Raw genomic sequence first — 16,024 nt, 5'->3', positions numbered from 1 at the left:
AAATAGAGAGTAAATCGTTGAAAAGGAAATAGCTATGAAAAATATGGATAACGCAGCAATCAATAAAATCTCCCCATTTAAAACTTTAACAGCTGAACAAGAAGTTCTTGTTGAAGATATATTGAGTTTTGCTAAACAACACTTGCAGACAAATTATCCAGCAGTTTATACGATATACGGTGATGCGGGCACTGGTAAAAGCGTGGTACTATCGCAGTTATTTGATCGCTTGCAGAAAGCTGCCCGAACTCAGCCGGCTTCTGCCTTCTACCATACTAATAACTATTTTTTAGTTAACCACCCAGAAATTCTTAAAGTCTATAAGGAGATTGCAGGGCCCATTAAAGAACTATACAAAAAAGATTTTGCCCGCCCGACCTCCTTAATCAATCAGCTTGACAAAAAAGAAGAAAAGATCGATATCGCAGTTATTGATGAAGCCCACCTGCTCCTTTCCAAGGCTGACCATTACAATAATTTCTATCATGAAAATCAACTTGTTGAAATCATTCGTCGCGCTAAAGTTGTTATCATTGTCTTTGATCAATACCAAGTGCTTCGTATGAAGAGTCTCTGGACCCCCCAACGGCTACAGGCAATTACTCACCAATATCCGCATAAAGATCATTATCTTACCCATATGTTTCGGATGAATGCAAGCGATGAACTAATCCAATGGTTTAACGATTTTACAAATTATCAATTAACACCTCTTCCATTTTCAGCGCGGGACCACTATGACTTTCGTATTTATGATAATGCAGAAGAAATGCGCAAAGCAATTGTTCAACGAAATAATGAAGTTGGTTTATCACGAGTCTTATCAACATCTGGATATCCTTCAACCCTAGATGGCGGTAAGCACTATATTGAAGAAGGCGATTTTAAGATGCCTTGGGACCAATATAACTACACCACTACCCCGTGGGCTGAACTACCGCAAACAATTAATGAGGTTGGCTCTATTTATACATGTCAGGGATTCGACCTCAATTACACGGGAATTATCATTGGACCGCCAATTAGTCAAGCCCCGCAGACTGGCCATCTCCAAGTAAATCTTGATAAATATACAGATATTGAAGCCTTTAAGAGGCGACAAGACTTAACCGACCCCACCGAAATTAAAAACATCGAAAAAAGAATGATTATGAATTCATTAAATGTTCTATTTAAACGCGGCGTTTACGGAACATATCTTTATGCCCATGATCCTCTTTTACGTTGCTCCTTAGTTTCACTATTTCACGAAGCAGGATTTAAACTTCCTAAGGAGGATTAATAGTTATGAAAGATCATCGTTTAAATAAAACTTGGTTAATTGTTGGCGCTATTTGCTTGGCAGTTATCATTATTTATTTTATCTATCGCACATATCGACCGGAAATTGAACTTCTTCTTAATTTTAATACTCACAATAAAGAAAAGCTTCTTCACATGATTCGTAGTCATGGCTTCACTGACATGTTCCTTTTAATTGCTTTAATTGGCATTTTAAATGCAATTCCAGGTATGTCTAACTCTGTTGTTTGTATTTTTGCTGGACTTTGTTATGGGCCGATTGGCGGTTTTTTAATTAATTGGTCAGGAAACATTTTAGGAAATTGCGCTGTTATGAGTATTATCCGCAAAATTGATTTATCAAAACGAGTAAAGAAGAATAAATTACTTAGTTATTTACTCCATCAAAAGCACCCATTAATTGCATTAACGATTGGTTTTATGATTCCTGTCATTCCAAGCGTTTTAGTCAACTATGCTGGTGCCCAATTAAATGTTGATCGGAAACATTACCTTGCAATGGTTATTGTTGGGATGGCCCCTACTTCATTCCTATACGCTTTTGGTGGGGATGCTATTTTCAAGGGTAATGTTAGACGCCTAATTGGGGTCGGAATTGCTATTTTAGTCCTTCTCTGTTTCTATCTTCTTATTAAAAAGATTTGGCAATATCACGAAGAAAGAGAATTTACTAAATAATTAAATCTGTATGCCCTATGGTATGATTTTGATACATAAAACCGGATGATGAACTTTTTGAAAAATTCATCATCCGGTTTTACTTTGGACTAAGAGTCTTTTTCCAGCCTCTCTTTCTCCCAAATTTAATCTATTGAAAACTATGCCAATATTTTGCAAGATACTTACTTGTTAAACTGCGGGGCTCTTTTACTAAATCTAGCGGTTTACCTTGGGCTACAATTTTTCCGCCATTTCGGCCTCCACGAGGTCCTAAGTCAAGCATATAGTCAGCGTTAATTATTAAGTTCAAATCATGAGTAATAGTAACAATAGTCGCTCCACGGTTAAGCAACTGTTGCATAACACTAAGAAGAGTCTTTACATCGAGGGGATGCAAGCCAATCGTCGGCTCATCAAAAACAAACAGAGTTTCACTTTGGTTGTGATTTAAGTGCTTAACTAACTTCAAACGCTGGGCTTCTCCTCCTGAAAGACTAGGCGTGCTTTCACCAAGGTGTAAGTAACTGAGGCCAACTTCATCTAGTAATTGTAATTCCCGTTCTATTTTAGGGACATCCTTAAATACTTTGATGGCTGAAGAAATATCCAGCTTCAGTAAGTCAACAATAGAATAATTATGCCACTTGACAGCTTGGATGTTTTGATTATAACGGTCACCGTTACAAGTCGGGCATGTTTGCTGCATGTCAGGTAGAAACTGAATATCTAAAGTTACCACCCCGGCGCCCCCGCAAGTTGGGCAAGCACCTTGCTTGTTATTGTAAGAAAAATAAGACGGGGTATAATGCTTCTCTTTTGCTAAAGGCTGGGCTGCAAATAATTTCCGCAAATTATCCATAATATTCGTATAGGTAGCTACTGTTGAACGATTCGTTTTCCCAATTGGCGCTGCATCAACACTAACAACCTCCGTTAATGGTGTAGATAAAGCTGCTACTTGCCTAGGCAAACTCTTACCTGTCGCCTTAGCCTTAATTGCAGGTACTAAACTATCAAGAATCAAACTTGTTTTTCCTGCTCCTGAAAAGCCAGTAACTGCTGTTAATCGATTGACAGGGATGGCTGCTTTTACATCTTTAAGATTGTAAAAATCTTTTACTTCAAACGAAATATCCTGCTTTTCTGCTTTTTCTGCTAATGGTCGACTGATTAATTTTGCTGTCCCATTGAGATATGGACCAATTTTTGACTGGTGGTTTTGTGCAATCGCTGCTGGCGTTCCTTCTGTCAGGATTTTACCACCCTGCGCTCCTGACCCAGGACCAATCTCAATAATCCAGTCCGCTTCCTTAATAATGTCAACACTGTGGTCAACCACTACTAAGGAGTTGCCTTGGGCTACTAACTCCTTAAAAACATTTAGTAAACCACTAATATTATCAGGATGCAGTCCAATAGACGGCTCATCCAGAATATATAATACCCCAGTAGTTTGTGTCCGAAGAGTGCGGGCAAGTTGAATTCGTTGTAATTCTCCAGTTGATAAAGAATTACCATTACGCGAAAGAGTTAAATAATCAAGACCAAGCTCGCGCAAGGGTCGAAGGTTATCATCAAATTCCTTAAATATTGAAACGGCAATTTTACTCATATTTGTTGGCAGAGCTGCTAAAACATTTTGCTTCCATTGTGGCAGTTCACCAAGAGTAAGATTGCTTACTTGAGCAATATTTAAGCCCCCTGCTAATTGCCGCAAAAGAGCAGGTTTTAGTCGCGACCCATGGCATACAGGACAAACTGAGTAATGGAAAAACTCACTAATCCGCTTCTGTGCTCGCTCACTTTTACTGCTTTTAGCAGAAGCTAGTACGGCCTCATGGGCATTTTCGTACAGCGCGTTAAAGTCATGAAAAACTCTTCCGGTTCCAGAACGAAAATCCATTTTAAACTTTTTCTTGGGGCCGTTCAAAACAAATTCTTTTTCTTTAGCTGTAAGTTCTTTATACGGGACATGAATTCGTACACCAGCCTGTTCAGCAACACTCGGCATAAAATTACGACCAGGTAAGTGCCATGAGGCAACTGCCCCGTCAGCAAGGCTTAAATTTTCATCCCCAATTAACTTGCTCTCATCAAGTGTTCGTATCATTCCTGTTCCATGACACCGGTCACACGCGCCATCAGAATTAAAAGCAAAATCTTCAGCGCTATAAGCATAAAATTTTTTGCCACAAACAGGACAAGTTACTTGCCCCATTTCATCCCCGCTTTTACTCATCGCTTCGGCAATTTCTAAGCTTGGCTTTAAACGATGACCATTCGGACAAAATGGTTCGCCAAGGCGGGAAAAAATTAATCGAATAACATTCAACATTTCGCTCATTGTCCCAACTGTTGCACGTTCGGAAGGGATTGATGGGCGTTGCTTTAACGCCAAAGCTGATGGAATATGCTTAACACTTGTAACATCAGCTTGCGCTCCCAGCTTAATCCGTCGTCTGGTATATGTTGATAACGCTTCTAAGTACCGGCGCGATCCTTCTTCATATAAGATTCCCATTGCCAGTGAGCTTTTTCCTGACCCGGATAAGCCAGAAATTGCAACAAACTTATGTAACGGGATATTAATGTTAATATTTTTTAAATTATGTACACGACCACCCCGTACTTCAATTTGCATTGGTAGTTCTGTCTTTTCCATGACGAACGCCCCTTTCTTTTTGTTTATCAGCTTACGACAGTCACAGCAATTTATTATACAACTAATCTAGGTCTTTGCCATATTACACCATGAGCTTGTATAATAGACAATGATTTTAATTTAAGGGAGACATATATTATGAAAATGCGACGAATTGACCATGTCGTTTTAACGGTAACTAACTTAGAAGAGTCAATGAGGTTTTACCATGAAGTATTTGACATGCCTATTCTCGAAAACCAAAATGATGAAGATTTAATCACGCTTAGGTGCGGGCATCAATTAATCCGTCTACAGAAAGCGGAACGGCCTACAGCGTTAAAGGCTGCTCATCCAACAATCGGCGCTGCAGATCTGTGCCTTGTCGCAGGTGATAGTATTGATGATATTATCCACCATTTAAACAGTTACTACATCGATCTCGTTGCTGGCCCAGTCGAAAGGCAAGGCGCTGAAGGAAAAATGACTTCACTTTATGTTTATGACCCTGACAATAACTTGATTGAGATCTCTGTATATAAAAACAAATAAAGCGTTAGGCTTCCAAGACGGCTATAATACCCGCAAAACGGTGCCTAAACGCTTTTTATGTTAGGAGTAGTTCCGCAATAATAACTCCGACAAGTAAAATACTACCGGCTAGCCAACGATGGTCGCGAAGAACGCCAAGATAATCACGAATAAAGGTTAATGCGCGAAACGGCCACGGTGTTTTAGTCCCTAAGAAATGCCAATGTAACCCTATTTTTTTAGCGTCCAAATGGGCTCTTAAAACATGGAAATCGCTAGTAACCACCACTACCTGCGCTGTTGGCGAGGCAATTAGCCGACTGCTAAAAAGCAAATTTTGCCGAGTATTTCGAGCATGAGGTTCTTGAATAATTTTTACTAATGGGATTCCGTGGGTGACTAAGTAATTTGTCATTGCAGCTGCTTCTGACAATCGTTCAGACTGTGCCTTGCCACCCGAAACAATAACCTTAGCTTGGAGATGTTTTTGCCAACAATGAACAGCATGATTTAACCGGCTTGCCAATACTGGTGAAACATGGCCATTGTTAATAGCCGCCCCTAACACGATAATTATTTGCACATTAGCAGGGCAACGGTTCATCCGCGTGAAACAACTGTATATACAGAACAATATCAAATTAAATGTACTTAAGATATCAACAACTGCTGCTAATACAATTAAGTGCCAAATAACCGAGTAAAATGGAATAAAAGTAAATAAGTAGAAAAAAAGCGGGATCACAATGAAAAGATTAATAACCATGAGAACAAAAGCATATAAATTATGGTTAATAACAGCTTTGGTATCCTTAAAACGACGAATCAAAATTATTCGAATAGTCATCCCCCAACATATACAACAAACGAGTGCGTTAATTAATCCTAAAGTTATCATTTTATCGCTTCTTTCGCCATGTTCGCCAACGATGAATTGCCTCCGTTAGCACTAAAAGAATTATGATGATAATTGAAATGATATACCCGCTTACTCCTAAACGGTAAATATGTGAATGCGGAGAAGTTCCTTCAACTAATAAGGAGGACCCCAAAATCACTGCTGCTAAAATAATAGCAATCATAAAACGGTTCATAAGGCGTTCAATCTGCTTTAGTACCCGTTGCTCATTTTTATATTGCAAATCAACTTTTGCGTCCCCGCTAACAAATGTATCAATTAGCTCGTTGATTTTTGCTGGCATTTTGCTAGTTGCTTGCCCCGCAAAAAAAAGGTTTATTAGATTATTATCGAGGGCCGACCGCCAATTAAAGTTGCGTTTTAAATAACGTCGGCCGAACGACTGGGCTACCTCCAACATCGATATTTCAGGATCTAAGCGGGCCACAGAACTTTCTAACGTTCCAAAAGCTTTCATTAGCATCGTGACTTCTCCCCGCATTTGTAAGTGGTTTTTCTTACACAATTGAACAATCTGGTAAAGCATTTTTACAAAGTCAATATCACCTAACCCCGCTGAAAAGTATGGTTGAATAAACACTCCTAATTCCTTGTAGAAAGCATTTTCATCTACTTCTCCCGTACGGTTACAAACATCTAAAACGGCTTTCCCGATTTTACGGGTATCTTTGGTATTAATTGTGATAACAATATTTGCAATACTATTTGCCATTGCTGGTGTTAAATGCCCCATCATCCCAAAATCAAGGTAAACAACCCGGTAATTAGGGAGCTTTTGCTGCTTTTCGTAGGTCAAAGTGGTCTTGTTAATCGTCTTTTCTAGGTGTCTGACCGTCGTAAAATCTTCGCTATCATTATTAAGCGGCAGTTCAGATATCAAAATATTGCCAGGATGAGGATCAGCATGGAAAAAATGGTCAACAAACACTTGCTTCAAGAAATTATTAACAAGTGTTATCGCAATTTCGTGATTAGTTTTCATTATCTTTGGATCATTGTTATCCTTATTGAACAAATAGCGAATGCTTTTGCCAGGCATGGCTTCATTAACAAGAACTTTAGGTGCACAATACTTTAAGTATACTTTAGGTACGCGAATAGGACCGTCACCATTATTAAGCTTATAAAATTCCTCCCCATTTCGGGCTTCATCTAGCGTATTCACTTCGCTTAATAATGACGCGCTTAACTCGTCAATAACCTTATTAAGATCTACCACTGCAATATCTTGGGGAACGTATTTGAATAAAACAACTGCTTTTCGCAACAAAGTAAGATCAGTATTTACAAGTGCTCCTACTTCTGGATGTTGCACTTTTACCACAACCGCTGTTCCATCTTTTAATGTTGCATGATGGACCTGGCCAATTGATGCTGATGCAAACGGCTTTTTTTCAAAGCTGGCAAATACATCATTGATACTCTTACCAGTTTCTTCTTTGAATGTATGCTCAACTGTTGCATAATCATCTGCCTTTACCTGGTCTTGCAACCGTCGCAATTCTTTTATATAACTTGGTGAAACCAAATCTGGACGTGTAGATAAAATTTGCCCCAGTTTTATAAAAGTAGGCCCTAATTCTTGTAATGCTTGACAAATTTCCTGCGGGTTAGTTTGGTGATAAAAATTACTGACAAAATGGTACTTCCGCATTACTTGCATTATCTTATGAAGACGGGTGCTTTTTTTAATATCTTCTTCATTACTAGTCATTTATTTTCTCTCCTACTTAATTTTCTTCTATTTTATCATTTTAAGTCACAAAAAAATTAATTTGCCTCCCGCTTAAGCTGTTTTGCTGATACAATAGTAATCGGTAAATTATTTATGAAAGTTTAGGTGAATTTTTTAAACGATGAATGGATTATGGGATTCATATTGGTTTAGATTAATTATCATTATTTTAATTTTACTGTTAGCAGCCTTGTTTACGCTTTTAGAGTACTCGGTAGTTAAAGTTCGACCGAGTGAGCTAAAGGAGCTTCGGCAAACCCGCAAGGTTAAGCGTGCTGAACATATGGTAGGAAACCTTAACGAATACTTATCAACTGCCCAAGTTGGGGTTACCATGACTTCATTAGTATTAGGATGGATTGGTGATGAATTTATTACCGATTTATTGCTTAAGGTCGAACTAATTCCGCATGATGTTCTTCAAGCCATTGCACCTATTATCGGTGTTTTGATTTTTACATTCTTCCACGCGGTCTTTACTGACTTAGTTCCTAAAAATATGGCGATTGACCGACCAGTTCCAATTTTACTAGCGATTGTTCATCCAGTTCAATTCTTCCACACTGTATTTTACCCATTTGTGTGGTTGTTTGCTGTTGTTGCAGCCGCCATTACAAAGATGCTTGGTTTTAACGTCCAACCCGAAGAAGATACTTACTCCCAAAATGAAATTATGACCCTCTCACAGCAATCTGAGAAAGCTGGTGAAATGGATAAAGAGGATGTTATCTTTATGCAACGAGCTTTTGAGATGAATGATAAAGTGGCTGAAGATATCATGATTGATCGAACACAGTTAGCAGTCATTGATATTACAGCATCCATTGAAGACGCAGCTAATTTATATTTCGAGAAGAAATTTACTCGTTTTCCAGTTGTTGCGAATAACGATAAAGATCATATTTTGGGATATGTTTTTGCTTATGACATTATGCGACAGAATCAAATTAATCCGCAACAATCAGTCCGTACGATTATGCGACGGATCCCAATTGTGTATGAGAATGAACAACTTACTAATGTACTCGCTGAAATGATGAAAAAACAAGTACCAATTGTTGTTGTCCAAGACGAATATGGTGGTACTTCTGGAATTATTACAGATAAGGACATTTACGAAGAATTATTTGGGACAGTTGGCGAAGAAATTGACCATGCTACTTCGGATATGATTGAAAAGAAAGATCCCGATAGTAAGGGAAATCCAACATTTGAAGTATCTGGTAAGATGCCGTTGGATGATTTTGAACGATACTTTGATACTAATATTGAACAATTTGATAATTCAGAAGTAACAACTTTAACTGGTTTCTTCCTTGAACGGCAATATGATCTTAAAGTCGGGCAACCAATTAGAGTTGATAACTTCTCATTTACACCGCTTGATTTAAAAAACGCATACGTTAATAAATTTAAGGTAGTATATATCAAGCCTAAGAAGAAAAAGACCAACGATAATAATGATGAAGATAAAAAATAATCATTAAAAAGCTCTCTGTAATGGGAATTTGCCCACTACAGAGAGCTTTAAGCTTGTTAACAATCCATTTTCATACCTGGAATACAATTACACTTTACTTGCGTTGGAGAATCTTTGAGCTTTGTTGATAGTATTGATTGCAGGTTCTTTATGTCCTCTTTACTAAGAGTAGCATTACTAATCACGTGCTCAAGGGTGCATCCCACGTGACGCTCACAAATATTATCAAACAAATTATCAGCCGCTTGATCCATTGTTTGCTGTTCAGCTACTAGTGGCTGGTAAATGAAGCCGCGGCCCTGCCGTGTTGCCGATAGAGCTTTTTTATCAACTAACCGTCGCAATAGGGTCTTTATAGTTGCTGGCTTCCAATCAACTTTTCTTTGTAATATTTCAATAATTTGACTACTGGTTGTTTGTTTTAAACTCCAAACTACTCGCATGACCTGCCATTCAGCGGGAGTTATTTCTAAATTAATATCCATTTAACCCCTCCTGCGTTTACAAATGTAAATAATTCTAGATCTATTTTATCATTTATTTAATTACTTGCAAATTCACAATAAATTTATCATTGACTTTACTACCAGCACTAGTACACTCTAATACTGTTCAATTCTTTTAAGGAGTAATTTATCAAATCTAATGGAAAATCAACAAATTCGCCATGCTTTAATTATCATGGTCTTTGGGACTTTTTTTGGTCTACTCTGCTCAACCTTAATGAATATCGCACTACCGACCTTTATGCACGTTTTTAACATTAGCGAAGCCCAAGTCCAGTGGGTAACAAATGGCTACATGCTTGTGAATGCTCTCATGATCCCTGTGAGTTCTTTTCTAATCAAACGTTTCTCATTTAAGAGCTTATTTATTATTTTTGCAGGTGTTTTCCTGCTAGGTACAATTGTTGGAGCGTTCGCATGGAGTTTTAATCTTATTGTAGTTGCTCGGATGATTCAAGCAGTGGGCGCTGGTATGATGATGCCACTGGTAAATGTATTGGCGATTCGTTATGCCAAGCCGGGTAAAAAAGGACAGATTATGGGGATCATTGGCTTAGCATTTAACTGTGCCCCCATCCTTGGCCCTGCCTTTTCCGGTTTCCTTTTACATTTTTTCTCATGGCGATATCTTTTCTTATTAATTATCCCGTTTGCTATTGCAACATTGGTCCTTTCGTTCTTTTTTCTACCAGCTATCCCCCACAACGAACATCCCCAATTTAATACATTAGCGTTAATCTTAGTAACAATAGGTCTACTGTCACTATTGATGGGACTTTCAAACGTTTCCAATAATTCATTATCCTCATTCAACGTCGCTGGTTATATTAGCGTTGGCCTGCTCGCCCTATTTTTATTTTTCCTAGACCAGGGGCATAATAACCGACAATTAATTAATTTCAGTATTTTCGCTCATAAACAGTTCGTTTTAGCAACCATTATCAATATGCTAATCACTGCCACAATGTATGGTAATGCAATATTAATTCCATTATTAGTCCAAATAGTCTTAGGACAAAGTACCGTTATTTCTGCAATTGCAGTTCTTCCCGGCGCAATCTTAACGGGGTTGCTTTCAACGACGAGTGGTCATTTTTATGATATTTATCCCATTAAAATCCTAGTTGGTGCTGGACTAATAATTGATATTCTCGGGACGATTGGACAAGCAGCGATTGGGGCGCGAAGTTCCGTGGTGATGATTACTCTGTTTCAGACCGTACGACAATTTGGTTTAGTAACAATGCTAATTCCCTTGCAAACCCAAGCATTATCATTGTTGCCAAATGAAATTGTCCCTGATGCTGTGGCAACGTTTAATACTCTTCGTCAAATTGCAGCCTCCTTTGGAACTGCGCTAATCGTTGCTGTTGTTGGAATCGTCAACCAGATGGTTCATAATCCATCATCCCATCTTGGCATCCAAGCAGGATTTATTCTTTGCCTTTGCTTGCTCTTAACATCTTTGTATTTGAGCACCAAGCTTTATCACAAAATTTCTACGCAAATAAAATTAGAAAAAGTGTAAAATAAAATGGAAAGGAGAGAAATCTATGTCTAAATTTCGCTTGCAGTCAATCATCTTCGTCTTGACAGCGTTTTTGCTTGGCTGTAATGAATTTATGGTTGTGGGAGTAATTTCTGATATTGCCAAAAGTTATCAAGCCTCATTATCAACAGTTGGTTTCTTAGTTACCAGTTTTGCTATTATTTATGCTATTTGTACACCAGTGATTACAACTTTCACTGGTAAATTTGACCGGTTTAAAGTCCTCATGGTATTAATGGGCATTTTCTTAATCGGCAATACTTTAACAGCATTTGCTCCGAACCTCTTCTGGTTGTTTGTTTCGCGGGTCCTAACTGCAGCAGTTGCAGGAGCAATTATTTCTTTAATCCTCGTTTTCGTTAGTATTATCGCGCCAATTGAGAAACGAGCAATGTTAGTTGCTTCTACATTTGCTGGGTTCAGTATTGCAACAATTATCGGGGTGCCCGTTGGAACTGCTATTAGTAACGCCTTTTCCTGGCGCGATAGTTTTGCCCTGATCTCTATTTTAACTATCATTATTTGCGGTTTCCTTTTTTGGCTAGTGCCGCGAAATAGTCGCCAAGCTAATGCCTCCTTAAGTAACCAGCTTAGGTTATTAAAAGATCGTCGAATTACCCTGGGAATTGTTGTCATGATTATGCTAATGGCAGCCGAATATACCTTTTATACTTATATTCGACCAATTATTACGAATGTCCTAGGCTTTAGCGCAACTGAACTTACCTGGTTGCTTGGGTTAATCGGAATAACATTTATTATTGGTAATACTTGTTCTGGGGTAGTCGCTAACCGTTTTGGAATTACCAAATTAACATTGATTAGCTGTGCGGTATTCATTTGTTTAATGGTAATGAATCTAATGTTTCATTTTTCTTGGCTGGGGATTATTGTTCTCTGCTTGATTTGTTTCATTTTGGGAATGCCAGGATCAATTCTTCAAGTCATGTTTCTAAACGTTGCTGATCGTGATTACCCCGAAGCAATGAATTTGGCTTCATCATTAAATCCGATTTGTACAAATATCGGGGTTTCGGTAGGCTCGTTAACGGCTTCAATCAGTGTAAATTTTGTTCAAATTAGTCAAATTGGCTATGTTGGTGCTATTTATGCCCTTATTGCTGTTTTTGGTTCCTACTATTTAATTAAAAATACACAAAGCTAAAAAGCTATGGTTGGTCAACTTTAACCCAATCATAGCTTTTCTTTTAAAAATGTAGGTTTAATAAACTAACAATACAATAAGTCATCCCACTTGCAATTACCGGTCCTGCCGCAATTCCCTTAAAAGCAACGACACCAATAATCGTCCCTAGAACCAAAGCAACTGTTACTTGCGGGACTGCGGCTAATTGGTTGACACCATATTTTGATAAAATTGCAACAGCGATCCCTGCAGCAACGGCAATCCAACCTGCGGGATTTTTAAAAGCCGCCCAGAGATCAGCAAACCCAATCTGACCAGTTGCTATCGGAATTAGAATTGCTACTGAAATGACCGTCACGCCCCAGTTAATTCCCTTGTGCTGGATTAACGGCAACCACTTTGCAGTATAAGGAATTAACTTTAAGGCCATCACCACTACTGTTGCAATAATCAACGATGAATTATGACCAACAATGGCAATTAATAATACTAAAGCTAAAAATAGCCAGCTTTCCATTTAATCTCCTCCTCGAACTTTATCCAGTATAACAAAGATGAGGCAGATAAAAAATAAAGCGGGCTTAATTGCTTAGTTAGATAATTGATTGTAGGTTTCATCATCGACCGGTTCAAGCCACTCGCTTGTCCCCTTAGTAATAGCAATGTGGGAGAACCAACTATTTTTCGTAGCACCATGCCAGTGCTTAACACCTTCGTGGATAGCAACAACATCGCCGGGCTTCAATAATAGTGCCGGCTTGCTCTCCTCCTGGTACCAGCCTTCACCAGTAGTTACTAATAGAATCTGAAAGCCGTCATGGTGAATGTGCCAGTTATTACGACATCCTGGTTCAAAACTAACATTTGAAACATTAACATCAATATTATCATCTGGTGATACAAGGCCATTAAGGTAGCTCGTCCCTAGAAAATACTTAGCAAATGCAACATTTTTATCACCGAAACCAAACAAGTCATTTTTAACTTCTCGTTCATTCTTTGACATTATCATTACCTCCAACTAATCCGTTGTTTTTATCGTAACGACTAGCGTGAGAAATGTAAAAAGCTTATTATAAATAGTAAGCTATGCCAAAAATGAATTATGGTAGATTAAAGCTTTCGTAGCCATGAGAAAAGTGTCTTGGAGCTAAAAGCCGGTGTACCATGTGTTAGAACGTGATATCCTGTTGTGACATTTAACTTCTGTGCCCACATCTCAAAGTTTTTTTGATATTCACCAGAATCACTCCAGCCAGTGCTAAAAGGAGCCACTGTGCCTGAGTAACCTTGTAATTGATGCAACAGTGAAATAATGGGTGAAGAAACTTTGCCATCCCACACTGGCCCACCAATTAAGAGAAGGTCATAATACGACAGGTCTGGTAGGTTCGTAGTCAACACTGGAAAACGTTTCAAGGCTAATTGTTGCTGATAAACTTTATTTGTCGCCTGCATATCAGATGGGAAAATATCAGTTTTGACTTTAATTTGCATAATATCCGCACCCGTAACATTATGGATTTTACTAGCTAGTTTAGCCGTATTATTAAACTGTGAATAATATAGAATTAATGCTTGTTTTGCCATTATAAAATACTCCTTATAACTAAAATACGAATGGGGGATTATCATGGAAACCCGTGTCTTAAGTTACTTCTTAATGGTTGCTAAAACTAATAATATCACTAAAGCAGCCGAACAATTACATATTACCCAGCCAACCCTTTCACGACAGATAATGGATCTTGAAAAGGAACTTAATATCAAACTATTCAATCGGGAAAATCGTCGTCTCCAGTTAACTAAGGCTGGTATTCTTTTCCAACAACGTGCCACCACGATGTTACAATTACTGCGACAAACTGAAAATGATCTTCATCAACAAACAGCCGAATTAACTGGTGAAATCAGCTTAGGATCAGCAGTCTCCAATGCCTCGCCATACATGGCTAAACTAATTTATAAATTTCAGCAAAAGTACCCTCATGTTTCTTTTAACCTTTTTGATGGGGATGGTGATATTCTCCGCCGCCAATTAGATGAAGGAATCAACGATCTTGTCTGCATGCTTGAACCAGTTGAAGCAGCTAAATATAATTTTCTTGAACTTCCTGTCCGTGAAGAATGGGGGTTGCTGATGAATAAGGATGCATCACTCGCTAATCACCAGCACATTACTAAAGAAGACTTGTACAAACTTCCGCTTATTTTACCTTACCGGAGTATTGTTCGTGATGAGGTCAGTGATATTCTAAAACTTGATCAAACGAGGCTAAATGTTCGCGCTACAACAAGCTTGCCAGGTAATTCAATTGCTTTATTGCGCAATAGTAACTATTATGCGTTAACAATTAAAGGGGTCTATGATAACTTTCATGACCCCCGTCTCACCTTTGTTTCCCTTACCCCTAATAAATCAACCGGTGATGTCTTAGCTTGGCGAAAAAACACCATCCTTTCACCAGCAATCGAAAGGTTTCTCCAATTTGTCAATGAAGAAGTACAAGAATCTTAAATTGCATTAAGAATCTTTTGTTGAGTTTGCTGACCGAGTTCAACAAACCGTTTCTTTTTTTCCGTATCCATTCGATATTCAGGAGTACTGATACTAAAAGCGCCGAAATTACGGCCATTTTTATTTAATGCAAAACCTAAACAATAAACGCCTGGCTGGTTTTCGATATCATCAATTGAATACCCTTGTTGCCGGATTGTGTTAATGTTTTCGAGCAATTTTTGCGTATTCGTAATTGTGTTTGGCGTCAATTGTTCAAAGGTTATATTGGCTAAGTATTCCGATAACTGTTTATCATTATATGTTGCGAGGACTGCTTTCCCCATTGCCGAAGAATACATATGCATCTTGCCACCAATATAAGAGACAAGCTTAATACTATTGGTACTTTCTAGCTTCGAGAGTAAAACAACACTGTTATCTTCAATAATGCCGAGGTTAACGGTTTCCTTAGTTGCATCACGTAATTCTTTTAAGTAAGGTCTTGCAATATCCTCAATATTAAAAGAATTATTAACACTTTGTGCATACTGCAAAAAAATCGTCCCAAGATAATAATGCTTATCCTCGCCCTCAACCCGAATATAACCACAATATTCAAGCGTTTTAAGAATTTTATAGATTGTCGGTTTAGAAATATCAAGGTGCTCATCTAGTTCTCGAAGCGTCGGTGCTTCATCAGCACTTGCAATATAATCAAGGATTTGTCGCGCCTTTAAAAGGACTGCCCCATATAATTTATTTTCCATTTTGTTCACTCAATTCATTGAAAATTAACTAAATTCTATCAAACAACATTTTATTGCTTTTCGCAAGACAAACCGGATAATAACTAAAAATGTGACTGGGATCATCTCCACGGCCACATTTTTTAATTAAAATAAAATTTAGCGAACAAGGTAACCGCCATCAACTGGCATAATCGTTCCGTTTACGTAATTAGCAGCGTCACTTGCTAAGAAGACAGCCACGCCCATTAATTCATGAGGCTCAGCCCAGTGACCAGCCGGAATTCGGTCAAGGATCTCCTGGTTCC

The 16,024-nt window shown here is 38.3% G+C and carries 16 protein-coding genes; 7 read left to right on the top strand and 9 right to left on the bottom strand.

Annotated features, from left to right (window positions below):
• Positions 1 to 34 precede the first annotated feature (34 nt).
• Positions 35 to 1,282 (top strand): DUF2075 domain-containing protein, encoded by a 1,248-nt coding sequence (locus DTK66_RS03625; protein ID WP_153931232.1) that lies wholly within the window; start codon positions 35 to 37, stop codon positions 1,280 to 1,282.
• A 5-nt stretch (positions 1,283 to 1,287) separates the two neighbouring features.
• Positions 1,288 to 1,980, top strand: a complete 693-nt coding sequence (locus tag DTK66_RS03620; RefSeq protein WP_153931231.1) for a TVP38/TMEM64 family protein — start codon at positions 1,288 to 1,290, stop codon at positions 1,978 to 1,980.
• 130 nt (positions 1,981 to 2,110) lie between these two features.
• Here the strand turns inward: DTK66_RS03620 and DTK66_RS03615 are convergent, their stop codons facing one another.
• Positions 2,111 to 4,624 (bottom strand): excinuclease ABC subunit UvrA, encoded by a 2,514-nt coding sequence (locus tag DTK66_RS03615; RefSeq protein WP_191667806.1) that lies wholly within the window; start codon positions 4,622 to 4,624, stop codon positions 2,111 to 2,113.
• Positions 4,625 to 4,762: 138 nt separating this feature from the next.
• Here DTK66_RS03615 and DTK66_RS03610 point away from each other — a divergent pair, with 138 nt between their 5' ends.
• A complete protein-coding gene (locus DTK66_RS03610; RefSeq protein ID WP_153931229.1) occupies positions 4,763 to 5,155 on the top strand; it encodes a VOC family protein in 393 nt (130 codons plus the stop codon).
• 55 nt (positions 5,156 to 5,210) lie between these two features.
• On the opposite strand, the gene DTK66_RS03605 is transcribed toward DTK66_RS03610, so the two are convergent.
• A complete protein-coding gene (locus DTK66_RS03605) occupies positions 5,211 to 5,981 on the bottom strand; it encodes a YdcF family protein (protein ID WP_225208980.1) in 771 nt (256 codons plus the stop codon).
• Positions 5,982 to 6,033: 52 nt separating this feature from the next.
• Entirely contained in the window at positions 6,034 to 7,767 is a 1,734-nt protein-coding gene (locus DTK66_RS03600) for an ABC1 kinase family protein (RefSeq protein ID WP_191667804.1), read from the bottom strand.
• 142 nt (positions 7,768 to 7,909) lie between these two features.
• Between DTK66_RS03600 and DTK66_RS03595 the strand changes: the two genes are divergently transcribed.
• A complete protein-coding gene (locus DTK66_RS03595; RefSeq protein WP_153931226.1) occupies positions 7,910 to 9,268 on the top strand; it encodes a hemolysin family protein in 1,359 nt (452 codons plus the stop codon).
• Positions 9,269 to 9,324: 56 nt separating this feature from the next.
• Here the strand turns inward: DTK66_RS03595 and DTK66_RS03590 are convergent, their stop codons facing one another.
• Positions 9,325 to 9,753, bottom strand: coding sequence for a CopY/TcrY family copper transport repressor (locus DTK66_RS03590; protein WP_153931225.1), 429 nt, complete (start codon positions 9,751 to 9,753; stop codon positions 9,325 to 9,327).
• A 160-nt stretch (positions 9,754 to 9,913) separates the two neighbouring features.
• On the opposite strand from DTK66_RS03590, the gene DTK66_RS03585 reads away from it, so the two are divergent.
• On the top strand, positions 9,914 to 11,302 hold the full coding sequence (locus tag DTK66_RS03585) for a DHA2 family efflux MFS transporter permease subunit (protein ID WP_191667803.1): 1,389 nt from the start codon (positions 9,914 to 9,916) through the stop codon (positions 11,300 to 11,302).
• A 25-nt stretch (positions 11,303 to 11,327) separates the two neighbouring features.
• Positions 11,328 to 12,488 carry an MFS transporter gene (locus DTK66_RS03580; RefSeq protein WP_191667802.1) on the top strand — a complete coding sequence of 387 codons (1,161 nt, stop codon included), beginning with the start codon at positions 11,328 to 11,330 and terminating at the stop codon, positions 12,486 to 12,488.
• 43 nt (positions 12,489 to 12,531) lie between these two features.
• On the opposite strand, the gene DTK66_RS03575 is transcribed toward DTK66_RS03580, so the two are convergent.
• The 3 genes from DTK66_RS03575 to DTK66_RS03565 form a co-directional block, all read right to left on the bottom strand.
• Positions 12,532 to 12,987, bottom strand: coding sequence for a DUF441 domain-containing protein (locus DTK66_RS03575; protein WP_153931490.1), 456 nt, complete (start codon positions 12,985 to 12,987; stop codon positions 12,532 to 12,534).
• A gap of 72 nt (positions 12,988 to 13,059) precedes the next feature.
• Positions 13,060 to 13,476 (bottom strand): cupin domain-containing protein, encoded by a 417-nt coding sequence (locus tag DTK66_RS03570; protein ID WP_191667801.1) that lies wholly within the window; start codon positions 13,474 to 13,476, stop codon positions 13,060 to 13,062.
• Positions 13,477 to 13,583: 107 nt separating this feature from the next.
• Complete coding sequence (locus tag DTK66_RS03565) at positions 13,584 to 14,060, bottom strand: flavodoxin family protein (protein WP_191667800.1); 477 nt, start codon at positions 14,058 to 14,060, stop codon at positions 13,584 to 13,586.
• Between the two features lie 43 nt (positions 14,061 to 14,103).
• Here DTK66_RS03565 and DTK66_RS03560 point away from each other — a divergent pair, with 43 nt between their 5' ends.
• On the top strand, positions 14,104 to 14,988 hold the full coding sequence (locus DTK66_RS03560; RefSeq protein WP_153931487.1) for a LysR family transcriptional regulator: 885 nt from the start codon (positions 14,104 to 14,106) through the stop codon (positions 14,986 to 14,988).
• Here the strand turns inward: DTK66_RS03560 and DTK66_RS03555 are convergent.
• Together DTK66_RS03555 and DTK66_RS03550 are read right to left on the bottom strand one after the other, a co-directional pair.
• Positions 14,985 to 15,737 carry an IclR family transcriptional regulator gene (locus DTK66_RS03555; protein ID WP_191667799.1) on the bottom strand — a complete coding sequence of 251 codons (753 nt, stop codon included), beginning with the start codon at positions 15,735 to 15,737 and terminating at the stop codon, positions 14,985 to 14,987. The genes DTK66_RS03560 and DTK66_RS03555 overlap by 4 nt on opposite strands.
• A 138-nt stretch (positions 15,738 to 15,875) precedes the next feature.
• On the bottom strand, positions 15,876 to 16,024 hold a 149-nt coding region (locus tag DTK66_RS03550; RefSeq protein ID WP_191667798.1), incomplete at its 5' end, for an SDR family oxidoreductase.

It is taken from the genome of Limosilactobacillus walteri, from assembly GCF_014830205.1.
Lineage (GTDB): Bacteria > Bacillota > Bacilli > Lactobacillales > Lactobacillaceae > Limosilactobacillus > Limosilactobacillus walteri.
Note: the sequence above shows the minus strand (reverse complement) of the source record. Positions and strands in the feature narration are given on the sequence as shown.

Coding starts and splice junctions, on each gene's coding strand:
- DTK66_RS03580 (WP_191667802.1), top strand. CDS start 11,328: ATGTCTAAATTTCGCTTGCAGTCAATCATCTTCGTCTTGACAGCGTTT.
- DTK66_RS03575 (WP_153931490.1), bottom strand. CDS start 12,987: ATGGAAAGCTGGCTATTTTTAGCTTTAGTATTATTAATTGCCATTGTT.
- DTK66_RS03610 (WP_153931229.1), top strand. CDS start 4,763: ATGAAAATGCGACGAATTGACCATGTCGTTTTAACGGTAACTAACTTA.
- DTK66_RS03615 (WP_191667806.1), bottom strand. CDS start 4,624: ATGGAAAAGACAGAACTACCAATGCAAATTGAAGTACGGGGTGGTCGT.
- DTK66_RS03600 (WP_191667804.1), bottom strand. CDS start 7,767: ATGACTAGTAATGAAGAAGATATTAAAAAAAGCACCCGTCTTCATAAG.
- DTK66_RS03595 (WP_153931226.1), top strand. CDS start 7,910: ATGAATGGATTATGGGATTCATATTGGTTTAGATTAATTATCATTATT.
- DTK66_RS03620 (WP_153931231.1), top strand. CDS start 1,288: ATGAAAGATCATCGTTTAAATAAAACTTGGTTAATTGTTGGCGCTATT.
- DTK66_RS03570 (WP_191667801.1), bottom strand. CDS start 13,476: ATGTCAAAGAATGAACGAGAAGTTAAAAATGACTTGTTTGGTTTCGGT.
- DTK66_RS03625 (WP_153931232.1), top strand. CDS start 35: ATGAAAAATATGGATAACGCAGCAATCAATAAAATCTCCCCATTTAAA.
- DTK66_RS03590 (WP_153931225.1), bottom strand. CDS start 9,753: ATGGATATTAATTTAGAAATAACTCCCGCTGAATGGCAGGTCATGCGA.
- DTK66_RS03605 (WP_225208980.1), bottom strand. CDS start 5,981: ATGACTATTCGAATAATTTTGATTCGTCGTTTTAAGGATACCAAAGCT.
- DTK66_RS03555 (WP_191667799.1), bottom strand. CDS start 15,737: ATGGAAAATAAATTATATGGGGCAGTCCTTTTAAAGGCGCGACAAATC.
- DTK66_RS03560 (WP_153931487.1), top strand. CDS start 14,104: ATGGAAACCCGTGTCTTAAGTTACTTCTTAATGGTTGCTAAAACTAAT.
- DTK66_RS03585 (WP_191667803.1), top strand. CDS start 9,914: ATGGAAAATCAACAAATTCGCCATGCTTTAATTATCATGGTCTTTGGG.
- DTK66_RS03565 (WP_191667800.1), bottom strand. CDS start 14,060: ATGGCAAAACAAGCATTAATTCTATATTATTCACAGTTTAATAATACG.